Here is a 10,363-nt window from a genome sequence, read left to right as displayed (position 1 = left end):
CCCTCAGCCCCTACGGCAAGGAACTACAGGCCCTCGCCCTGACGACGCCGCCGCAACGCCGGCCCAGCCCCATGTGGGACGGCTGCATCGAAGCCGGCGACATCGCCCGCGTCGTGTCCGAGGGCTACGTGCACGTCATCGGCGACCTCCGCGGATCCGGGGCCTCCGACGGCGAGCACATCGGCAACTACAACGCCGGCGGCGTCCCGCTCGGCCAGGACGCCTACGACTTCATCGAATGGGTCGCCACCCAGCCCTGGTGCGACGGCAACGTCGGCATGATCGGCATCTCCTACTTCGGGTCGATGCAGGTCCTCGCCGCCGCGGAACGCCCACCGCACCTCAAGGCGATCTTCGTCTCCGGCGGCCACTACGACTTCTACGAGACCACCTACCACGGCGGCATCATGTGGTTCATGCCGCGCGCCGCCCGCGAGGGCCGCGGCGGCGACTCCGGCTGGGCGTTCACCGACAACGTCAAGTCCCGCATGCTCGAGACCTACACGCCGGAGGAGATCGCCAAGCGCGTCGCCGAACGCCTCGCCGACCCCGACGTCGCCGCCTGGCCGAACCTCGTGCACGTGCTGAACTACCCGAAGCACCACGAGGCGTGGTTCGACATCATCACCAACGAACTCGACGGTGACTGGTACGAGGAACGCAACCCCGTCAACCTCGCCCGCAACATCGACATCCCCGTCTACCTGCAGATCGATCAGGGTCGCGGCTGGACGATGGACGGCACCATCGAACTGTTCCACGCCCTGCAGGGACCGAAGAAGCTCGACATCGGCCCCTACCCGCCCATGCAGTCGCGGCCCTTCATCGAAGAGCACGACAAGATGTTCCGCTGGTACGACTACTGGATCAAGGGCATCGACAACGGCATCATGGACGAACCCGCCGTGAACGTCTTCGTCGAAGGCTCCCGGCAGCGCGTCACCGCCGACCAGTGGCCGCCCAAGGACGTCGACTACCGGCCGCTGTACCTGCGCCCGCGCGGCAAGCTGTCCACCGAACCCGAACCGATGGGCACGCAGTACGCCGCCCCCGACGGCTTCTACCAGGCGCCGCTCACCGTCACCGACAAGGTCGAGATCCTCGAGTGGGAGACCCCCGTCTTCGAGGAACCCACCGAGATGATCGGCACCGGCGCCGCACACATCTTCGCCGAGATCGACCAGCCGGACACCAATTTCATCCTCCGCATGTGGGACTACGCCCCCAACGGCAAGCGGCAGCTGATCACCACCGGCTACCTCAAGGCCTCCCACCGCGAACTCGACGAGCGCACCACCGAAGGCAACCCCTTCCACCCGCACACCCGCGCCGTACCGGTCGAACCCGGCACCATCGAGGAATACGTGCTGCGGCTCTACCCGTTCGCCAATACCTTCATGCCGGGCCACAAGCTCGTCGTGGAACTGTCGAACAACGAACCGCTCGCCGACGAACACAACGCGCTGCTCCCGCCGGACGCCTTCCACCTGCCCGTCGGCCGCCCGGTCACGCACAAGATCTACCGCGACGCCGCACATCCCTCGCGGCTGGTGCTGCCGTTCACCACGCGCAGCGCGGAGGACTGAGCCGCAGGATCCGGCTCATCCCAACTCGGTGAGCTCCGCCGGCGCCCACCCGGGCCAGCGGAGAACACCCACGGGGACCCCGGCGGCGAACCTGGCCACCACCGCCGGGGTCCCCGAGGCGGTGTCGTACACCGTCGCCTGATCCGCGCGACGGATCGCCTCGACCACCAGCGGCCACAACCGCCGATACCGGGACCGAATCTTGTCCTCCGGCACCGAATGCCCACCCGCCTCCACCCGATACGCCACACGCCGCACCGACATCGCCTCGGGCACCAGCATCACGTGCACCACCACGGTGAACCCCGCGGCCTGCGCCCGCTCGATCAGCTCGAGCTTCGACGGATGCGAGAACACCGTCTCGGCGATGAACGAGCGGCCCTGCTCGAGCAGCCGATCACGCGCGGCGGCCGCCAGCTGCGCGGCCTCGTACGACATCTCCTCGGCCCGATCCGGCCACTTCTGCCGCGCGATCACATCCGCGTTGACGAACACGCTGCGCGGCAGCAGGGGAGCGAGGGTCAACTCGACGAACGTCGATTTACCGGCACCGTTCGGGCCGATGATCAGATCCAGACGCCTCATTCGGCGTCGAGCACCCGCGTCGTGCCGTCGGGACGCTGCTCGACGAGGCGGCCCTCGTCATCGAGTACGACCGTGGTGACGCCGCGTGCGGCGAGCGCACCTGCGTAGTCGGAGTGCGCGAGGCTGTCGGCGATGCGGGCGTCGATCTCCGCGTTGAACAACCGTCCTTCGGCGACGGTGAGATCGGTGGTCGGCCGGTTCCCGGCGAGGGCCTCCTGCACGCGGCGCAGGGCCGCGGTCTCGTGGGCGGTCATGGCCCGGCCGATGCGCGCCCAGTACTCGAGTTGCTGGCGTCCGGTGCGGTTCTGGCGGCCGCCCTCGGCGATGGCGCTGTCGACGAGTTCGGCGTCGAAGCGGGTGACCTTGTCGGTGTAGGGCGCCATCACGAACCTCCTGGTCCGACGCAACGCATCGGGTGGATGTAGCAGTCTGCTACCGATCGTAGCGCAGTGCAACAACGGACGCACCCCCGATCCGGGCAGGTCACCGGACCGGGGGTGCGGAGGTGCGTCAGCGCTTCAGCGGGCTGTAGAACACCAGGCCGTTGCCCTTGTTGTCGTACACCACGGCCCGACGCTCGTGCGCGTCGTCGTACGGGCCCTTCACGATGCCGCCGCCGGCCTCCTCGATCGCCTTCGCCGCGGCGTCCACGTCGGCGGTCTTGATGCCGACGACCACCTGCCCGTGAATCGGATGATCGACCGCGGTCGCGAGCGCCAGGGTCACCCCGCCGCCGTCGAGGGCGGCGAAATGCGTGCCGTCGCGGAACTTGAGTGCCATCCCCAGGGTTTCGCTGTAGAACTTGATCGACTCGTCGAGGTCGTCGGTCGACAGCACGATCATCTTCACTTCGTGGTCACTCACGGAAAAAGCCCTCCTTTGTTGAAAGTGTGCCCAGCGTAACGTCATTCGGCCGCAGCTGAGCAGAGTCCAACGACCGTGTCTTTCGACGACATCCGGCCATCCACCCGGCTGGCGTCCGGCTCGATGTTCGGTCACCATCGACAGGTGGACCGCGCCGCCCGCCTCGCCGTCGCCGTGGACCGGCAGCACGGCCGGTGCCTGTGGTGCGGACGCCGCTTCGGCCGGCTGATCCCACCGACCACCGAACACCTCGTGCCGCGCCTCAAGGGCGGTCCCAGCATCGTCGCCAACGAGGCCGCCGCCTGTTCGCGCTGCAACGCCGACCGCGGCCACACCGGCCCGGTCGACTGGCTCGACCGATGCCGGAGCCGCGACGGCTGGATTCCCGACGAGGACCTGCTCGCGCGGCTTCTCGAGGACCTCGACGTCGCGCTCGCCGACGGGGGCGGGCACCGGCGCGCCCGGCAGTACCTGGCCGGGCAGCTGCGGCGTCTGCGCCGCGCCTCCTGACTGTCCCCTTTTTCGTCACAGTGACGTTTCAACCCCGAGGTGGTTGGAGGGACGGAAGAGGGGAGTCGGGTCACCCCGCGCGGTCCGGCACCGGGCTTCGCCGGGCGCGCTCGCCGCGACGCCTCCCCGCCAGGACGGCCACGGGGACGGCCAGCGCCACCGCCGCCGCCACGGGCGAGTAGGCGTCGCGCGCGTCCAGCAGGGTCCACGCCACGTTGTAGGAGGCATGCCCGAGCACGGCCACGATCGGCGCACCGTTGCCGGCGACCGTCACCTGCACCAACAGAATCCGGAAGACCACGGTGAAGACGAGCTGCCCGAGCAACATTCCCGGCGCGTACCCGGCCTGCAGATACGGAATCAGGTGCCACAGCGCCCAGACGACGCCGATCACGGTGCCCGTGTGCAGGACGCCGTGACGACGCAACAGCGCTGGCATCAGCACCCCGGTCCAGCCGAGTTCCTCGCACACCGCGGCCACGACGTACGCACCGGCCACCAGCGGCAGCGACGACGGGATCCCGGGGAGCCCGCGGCCGGCGATCATCAGCGACGACACCAGGGTCAGCACCGCCGGAACCACGAGCGCGAACCCCACCCAGAAGGCACGCGGCCTCGTGAGCATGCGCCGCCAGGCCGCCCGGGGTCCGCCGCCGGCCGCCAGGGCCGCGACGGCCGGGCACACGAACATCAGGGCACTGACCGGCAGCTGCGCACCCGCCACGACCAGGTCGCCGCCGGTTAGTGCGCCCCACATGTAGAACGGGACGGTCGTGACCGCCAGGACCACCCAGAACCGCGCGAGCCGTGGTTCCACCCCGCGACCTCCCGAGTCAGTGCAGTCACCGTCGCGCAGATGATACCGACGGCGACTGTTCGGGCCTCCCGGCACACTCACCACAAAACGTCACTGTGACGAATTCATGGGTTCGCGGGGCTGTAGGGAGGGGACGAGGTGGCAGGGTCGGCCGAACCCGACGAGAGCCGGGAAGACCGGATCCGACACAGACCGGGTCGATCCGGGTTGCGGGCCGCCGGACGGTCGCGGCGCGCGGAAAGCGTCGTGCGGTGGCCGGACACCGCGAACCGAGAGATGCGCGTACATCGACGAGTGAGTGCAGTGCAGTGCTCAGCGACAGCGCCGGGAACGAGACGTCGACAGACGGTGTCACGACACACGAACACGGCGCGGCGGCGACACCCGGCAGAGTCGGCGAAACCCCAGGTCGAAGCGTATATCCAAATTGCCGATAATCCACATTATGTCAAGTAGTCGGGATCCGGGTCTTCCCGACCGATAGCGTGGTGGTGGTCCCGGGGTGAAATCCTCGGTGCGCGTACGCCCTACCGGCGGTCGGCCCCACACGCCCGGGCCCCCGAGGCGCCCCAGCCAACCCCGGTTCGGGCTCGATCTAGCCCCGGCTCGCGACCGCCCGGACCGGGCTTCCGACGACTCGACCGCGGTTTGCGTACCGCCGGCGCACACCGCGGACATGCGCCGGCGCCTTCGCGCTACGGCGTCGCAACGACAGCACATCCAGGTTTCGCGGTCGTTGTACACACAGCGCTACAGCCGAACAGACACACTCCGAGGTCACCCGCCCCCACTCGGGTCGCCGACCCCATCCACCTCGATGATGGATAAATCTCAATGATGGATAATCACCGTTATCCATCAAATATCTTGTGGCACTTTCCTTTTCGTCCGCACGCTTTCGCGCAGATCGTTTGCGAATAGCAACGGACCGCCGCCCCTCCGCCGCGCAGCACCCAACCTCCCCGCCACGGTGCACAGCCGACGAATCGAGCCTGCCGCATCGCGTCCCGTCCCGCTCCGGCACCCACCCCACCGGACGCCTCGGTGCTGCACCACCTCTCCCCGACTGCGCTCCACCCTTCCACCCCATTCGTCACAGTGACATAAACGAGGTGTCACTTCCCTTCGCGCTCCGGCACCTCGGTCAGCCGGAACACCGGATGCAGCCCGGCTTCCTTCTCGAATTCCGCGGCAGGCGCGCCCGGATCCGCCCGGAAGTACGGGTCGCTCGGGTGGAACGTCGGCGTTCACGGAACCTCCCGGGCTGCGGATGTTCTGCCGTGGTCCAGAATCTCCGACAAGTCGGTACTGTGCACCGCAGATGCTCGACGTGCTTCCCCCGAATCCGAGGACGGTGCCGATGACCGCGTCCGTGTGGCTCACGCCCGGGCAGTTGTCCGAGCGTTCCGGCGTGTCCGTCTCGGCGTTGCACTACTACGAGTCGCGCGGCCTGATCACCAGCCGCCGCACGTCCGGCAATCAGCGGCGGTACCGACGCGACACGCTGCGCCGGGTGGCGTTCATCCGCGTTGCGCAGGGTGTCGGGGTGTCGCTCGACGAGATCCGGGACGCGCTCGACTCGCTGCCGGACAGCCGGGTGCCCACCGCCGCGGACTGGGCGCGGTTGTCGCAGCGCTGGCACGACCGGCTCACCGAACGCATCGAGGAACTGACCGAGCTGCGCGACAGCTTTTCCGGCTGCATCGGCTGCGGCTGTCTGAGCCTGAGCAGCTGTCCGCTGGCGAACCCGGGTGATGTGCTCGCCCAGCAGGGTCCGGGTCCGCGCCGCCTGCACCTGCACGACCGCTGATCCCCCGGTGCGCCTTTCTGGCGGCTCCAGCCGCCACAAAGGCACACCGGCGGCGCAGCCGCACCGTGGAAACGCGGGTGAAACATGACTGGGCATATGCTGGCGCGCAGTATCCGGGCGTTCCGGACACGCTGCGTTCGCACCGAGGAGGCCCCATGCATCTGACGCCCTCCGAACAGGAGAAGTTGCTGCTCGCCGTCGCCGGGATGGTCGCCCGGGACCGGCACGCGCGCGGCGTGAAGCTCAACTATCCGGAAACCACGGCGCTGCTCACCAACTGGGTCATCGAACGCGCCCGCGACGGGCTGTCGGTCGCCGAACTGATGGTCGCGGGCCGGGAGGTCCTGACCCGCGACGACGTGATGGACGGGGTCGCGGAGATGCTCCCCGACGTCCAGGTGGAGGCGACCTTCCCGGACGGCCGCAAACTCGTCACCATCCACCAGCCGATCGCCTGAGGAGCACGCCATGGCAGGTCTGAACACCACCGGCCCCGGAGCGATCCGTGTCCGCGACGGCGACATCGAACTCAACGCCGACCGGGAACCGGACGAGCGCCTCGAACTGGTCATCGTCAACACCGGCGACCGTCCCGTGCAGATCGGCTCGCACCTGCATCTGCCCTATGCGAATCCGGCGCTCGAGTTCGACCGGGACGCCGCGCACGGGTTCCGCCTCGACATTCCGTCGGGGACCTCACACCGTTTCGAGCCGGGCGCGTCCCGCACCGTGCAGGCGGTCGCGTTGCGCGGCGCGCGGCGGGTGCCGGGCATCGCGATCGGTGTCCCCGACGGCGGCGCGCTCGACGGCCCCCTTTCCGAGCAGAACGGAGACTGATCCGATGGTTCGCATCTCACGGGAGCGCTACGCCGCGCTCTATGGTCCCACCGTCGGCGACCAGGTCCGTCTGGGCGACACCGATCTATGGATCGAGATCGAGGAGGACCGCACCGTCGGCGGTGAGGAAGCGGTGTTCGGCGGCGGCAAGTCCATCCGCGAATCCATGGCGCAGGGGTCCACGACCCGCGCGCAGGGCGCGCCGGACACGGTGATCACGAATGCGATCGTGCTGGACTGGTGGGGTGTCGTCCGCGCGGACGTGGGCATCCGGGACGGGCGGATCACCGCGCTGGGCCGGGCCGGGAACCCGGACATCGCGGACGGGGTGCATCCGGATCTGCAGATCGGTCCGTCCACGGACATCATCAGCGGCGAGGGCAAGATCCTCACAGCCGGCGGCTTCGACACGCACGTGCATCTGATTTCGCCGTCGCAGATCCACGAGGCGCTCGCGACGGGGATCACCTCGATCGCCGGGGGCGGTACGGGCCCGTCGGAGGGCACGAAGGCGACGACGGTGACGCCGGGCGAGTGGCATCTGGGCACGATCCATCGGAGCCTGGAGTCGTTGCCGGTCAACGTGTTGCTGTTCGGTAAGGGCAACACGGTGAGCATGGACGGGTTGGCGGAGCAGGCGCTGGCCGGGGCCGCGGGCTTCAAGGTGCACGAGGACTGGGGGTCGACGCCGGCGGCGCTGGATGCGGCGTTGCGCGCGGCCGACGAGTGGGGCCTGCAGGTCGCGTTGCATTCGGACTCGCTGAACGAGGCGGGGTTCCTGGAGTCGACGATCGAGGCGATCGGCGGCCGGTCGATCCACGCGTTCCACACCGAGGGCGCCGGCGGTGGGCACGCCCCGGACATCATGCGTCTGGCCGGTGAGCCCTACGTGCTGCCCGGGTCGACGAATCCGACGTTGCCGCACACGGTGAACACCGTCGCCGAACATCTGGACATGCTGATGGTGTGCCATCACCTCAATCCGCAGGTGCCGGAGGATCTGGCGTTCGCCGAATCGCGGATCCGGGCGACGACGATCGCGGCGGAGGACGTGCTGCACGACATGGGCGCGATGTCGATCACGTCGTCGGACGCGCAGGCGATGGGCCGGATCGGTGAGGTGATCACCCGGACCTGGCAGGTCGCACACGTGATGAAGGCGCGGCGTGGGCCGCTGGGGTCGTCGTTGCCGGCGGACAACGAGCGGGCCCGCCGGTATGTCGCGAAGTACACGATCAATCCGGCGATCGCGCACGGCGTGGATGTGCACATCGGCTCGGTGGAGGTCGGGAAGATCGCGGACCTGGTGCTGTGGGAGCCGAAGCTGTTCGGGGTGCGGCCCAGTGTCGTGCTCAAGGGTGGCGGCCTGGTGTGGGGTGCGCTCGGTGACCCGAACGCCTCGATTCCGACGCCGCAACCGGTGTTGCAGCGCCCGGCGCTGACCGATGCGATCGGGGCGGACCTGTCGGTGACGTTCGTGTCGCCCGCGGCGATCGAGGACGGCCTGGCCGATCGGCTCGGGATGCGCCGGCCGCTGGTGGCGGTCGCCGACACCCGCGGTGTCGGAAAGGCGCAGATGCGCAACAACGACGTGTTGCCGCGCATCGACATCGACCCGGAGACGTTCGAGATCGACATCGACGGGGAACGGATCGTGCCGGCCCCGGCCGAGCGGCTGCCGCTCGCCCAGTTGTATTCGCTGTTCTGACGTGGACCGGGAGTCGACGGTGCCGTCGCAGTCGCTGTTGCTGGCGTTGCTCGCCGACGCGCGGTTACCGACCGGTGCGCACACCCAGTCCGCGGGCCTGGAACCGGCGTTGCGGGCCGGGTTGCCGCCGGCGGACGTGCCGGGATACATCGCGGCCCGGTTGCGGACGGTGACGATCGTGGAGGCGGCGACCGCGGTCGTCGCCCGCCGTGTCGCGGTGGCCGGGGGCGATCTCGACGTGGTGGAGGCGGCGTGGGCCGCGCGCACACCGAGCGCGGCGCTGCGGGCCAGTTCCCGGCAGCTGGGCCGCGGGTATCTGCGGTTGTTGCGGCGGTTGTGGCCGGATCAGGAACCGATTCCGCGGTCGTGGCGGCCGGCGCGGCCGGTGGCGGCGGGGATGCTGGCCGCGCGCGCGGGGTTGGATGCCGAGCACACGGCGCGGCTGGTCGGATACGACGATGCGCAGACCATCGCGGCGGCGACGCTGAAGCTCGAGCCGGTGGATCCGGCGATCGCGACGGGCTGGGTGCTGGCGGCGCAGCCGTTGATCGAGCAGCTTGTCACGGCGGTGGCGGGATTGACCGAGCCACAGCAGATCCCGGCGTGCGCGGCGCCGCTCGTCGAACAGTGGGCCGAGAATCATGCCCACACCACAGAAAGGTTGTTCAGTGCCTGATCACAGTTGTTCCTCCGCCCGGTCTCTGCGGCTCGGGGTAGCCGGTCCGGTGGGGACCGGGAAGAGTTCGCTGATCGCGTTGTTGTGCCGGGAGCTGTCCGGGGAGCTGGCGTTGGGGGTGATCACCAACGACATCTACACCGACGAGGATGCGCGGTTCCTGCGGTCGGCGGGGGTGCTGGATCCGGAGCGGATCCGCGCGGTGGAGACGGGCGCGTGCCCGCACACCGCGATCCGCGACGATGTGACGGCGAATCTGCTGGCGGTGGAGGATCTCGAGGAGGATTTCGCGCCGCTGGATGTGGTGCTGGTCGAGTCGGGTGGGGACAACCTGACGGCGACGTTCTCCCCCGCGCTGGTCGATGCGCAGATCTTCGTGCTCGACGTCGCCGGCGGCGGCGATGTGGCCCGCAAGGGTGGGCCGGGGATCGCGCGGGCGGATCTGCTGGTGGTGAACAAGACGGATCTGGCGCCCTATGTGGGTGTGGATGTGCCGCAGATGGTGGCGGACGCGGAGGCGGCGCGGGAGGGCCGGCCGGTGCTGGCGCTCTCGCGCACGGACCCGGAGTCGGTGGCGGCGTTGTGCGCGTGGGTGCGGTCGGTGCTGGCCGAGCACACCGGGGGCCGGTTGGTGCCGGTGGATCCGGGTCCGATGGCGCCGCACTTCCATGCCGACGACGACCATGAGCACAGCCACGAGGAGCACAGCCACGAGCACGAGCACGGGCATGGCCATGCTCACGGCCACGGGCACGCGTCGACGCCGCAGTGACCTCCCCGAACCCTGAGACACCGAACCCCGCGACGACCGTCGCCGTGCACCGCGCGCACGGCCGCGCCAGGTGCCGGCTGGTGCCCGGCGCGTTCGGGCCGCGGGTGCTCGGCGGGGACGCGAACGGCGCGCGGGTCGCGCTGGTCGCGACCGGGGCGTTGCTGCTCGGCGGCGACAACGTCGTGATCGAGGTCGAGG

The 10,363-nt window shown here is 69.5% G+C and carries 12 protein-coding genes and 1 pseudogene; 9 read left to right on the top strand and 4 right to left on the bottom strand.

Features of this window, described 5'->3' with window-relative positions; genetic code table 11:
- Positions 1-1,586 (top strand): CocE/NonD family hydrolase (locus tag M1M07_RS31085; RefSeq protein WP_248676620.1); only part of this gene is annotated, 1,586 nt, incomplete at its 5' end.
- Positions 1,587-1,601: 15 nt separating this feature from the next.
- Here M1M07_RS31085 and M1M07_RS31080 read toward each other — a convergent pair.
- The 3 genes from M1M07_RS31080 to M1M07_RS31070 all read right to left on the bottom strand — a co-directional run bounded on the left by M1M07_RS31080 (position 1,602) and on the right by M1M07_RS31070 (position 3,035).
- Positions 1,602-2,171, bottom strand: a complete 570-nt coding sequence (locus M1M07_RS31080; protein WP_248676619.1) for a zeta toxin family protein — start codon at positions 2,169-2,171, stop codon at positions 1,602-1,604.
- A complete protein-coding gene (locus M1M07_RS31075; protein WP_248676618.1) occupies positions 2,168-2,554 on the bottom strand; it encodes a ParD-like family protein in 387 nt (128 codons plus the stop codon). Before M1M07_RS31075 ends, M1M07_RS31080 begins: the two co-directional genes overlap by 4 nt.
- 127 nt (positions 2,555-2,681) lie before the next feature.
- Positions 2,682-3,035, bottom strand: coding sequence for a VOC family protein (locus M1M07_RS31070; RefSeq protein WP_248676617.1), 354 nt, complete (start codon positions 3,033-3,035; stop codon positions 2,682-2,684).
- A gap of 144 nt (positions 3,036-3,179) precedes the next feature.
- On the opposite strand from M1M07_RS31070, the gene M1M07_RS31065 reads away from it, so the two are divergent.
- Positions 3,180-3,545: an HNH endonuclease gene (locus M1M07_RS31065; RefSeq protein WP_248676621.1), complete on the top strand. Its 366-nt coding sequence runs from the start codon at positions 3,180-3,182 to the stop codon at positions 3,543-3,545.
- Between the two features lie 70 nt (positions 3,546-3,615).
- Here M1M07_RS31065 and M1M07_RS33165 read toward each other — a convergent pair whose 3' ends face one another.
- Positions 3,616-4,362, bottom strand: coding sequence for a CPBP family glutamic-type intramembrane protease (locus tag M1M07_RS33165; protein ID WP_248676616.1), 747 nt, complete (start codon positions 4,360-4,362; stop codon positions 3,616-3,618).
- A gap of 1,360 nt (positions 4,363-5,722) precedes the next feature.
- On the opposite strand from M1M07_RS33165, the gene soxR reads away from it, so the two are divergent.
- From soxR to M1M07_RS31025, 7 genes and pseudogenes are all read left to right on the top strand, one after another.
- Positions 5,723-6,172: a redox-sensitive transcriptional activator SoxR gene (soxR, locus tag M1M07_RS31055; RefSeq protein WP_197252623.1), complete on the top strand. Its 450-nt coding sequence runs from the start codon at positions 5,723-5,725 to the stop codon at positions 6,170-6,172.
- A 155-nt stretch (positions 6,173-6,327) separates the two neighbouring features.
- The gene (locus tag M1M07_RS31050; protein ID WP_068160404.1) at positions 6,328-6,630 is read left to right on the top strand and encodes an urease subunit gamma; all 303 of its coding nucleotides are present in this window, start codon (positions 6,328-6,330) and stop codon (positions 6,628-6,630) included.
- Positions 6,631-6,640: 10 nt separating this feature from the next.
- The gene (gene ureB, locus M1M07_RS31045) at positions 6,641-7,009 is read left to right on the top strand and encodes an urease subunit beta (protein ID WP_197252624.1); all 369 of its coding nucleotides are present in this window, start codon (positions 6,641-6,643) and stop codon (positions 7,007-7,009) included.
- Positions 7,010-7,013: 4 nt separating this feature from the next.
- Entirely contained in the window at positions 7,014-8,717 is a 1,704-nt protein-coding gene (locus tag M1M07_RS31040) for an urease subunit alpha (RefSeq protein WP_197252625.1), read from the top strand.
- Positions 8,718-8,736: 19 nt separating this feature from the next.
- The gene (locus M1M07_RS31035) at positions 8,737-9,393 is read left to right on the top strand and encodes an urease accessory protein UreF (RefSeq protein WP_248676615.1); all 657 of its coding nucleotides are present in this window, start codon (positions 8,737-8,739) and stop codon (positions 9,391-9,393) included.
- On the top strand, positions 9,359-10,165 hold the full coding sequence (gene ureG / locus M1M07_RS31030) for an urease accessory protein UreG (protein ID WP_248676614.1): 807 nt from the start codon (positions 9,359-9,361) through the stop codon (positions 10,163-10,165). The genes M1M07_RS31035 and ureG overlap by 35 nt, the downstream gene beginning before the upstream one ends.
- Positions 10,162-10,363: pseudogene (locus M1M07_RS31025) on the top strand (hypothetical protein); the annotation flags it as partial. The gene ureG and the pseudogene M1M07_RS31025, both read left to right, overlap by 4 nt.

Origin of the sequence: Rhodococcus sp. HM1 (assembly GCF_023218075.1) — a bacterium.
In the GTDB taxonomy this organism is placed as follows: Bacteria; Actinomycetota; Actinomycetes; order Mycobacteriales; family Mycobacteriaceae; genus Rhodococcus.
The sequence above is the reverse complement of the archived record's forward strand: the minus strand, read 5'-3'. Positions and strand labels throughout refer to the sequence as shown.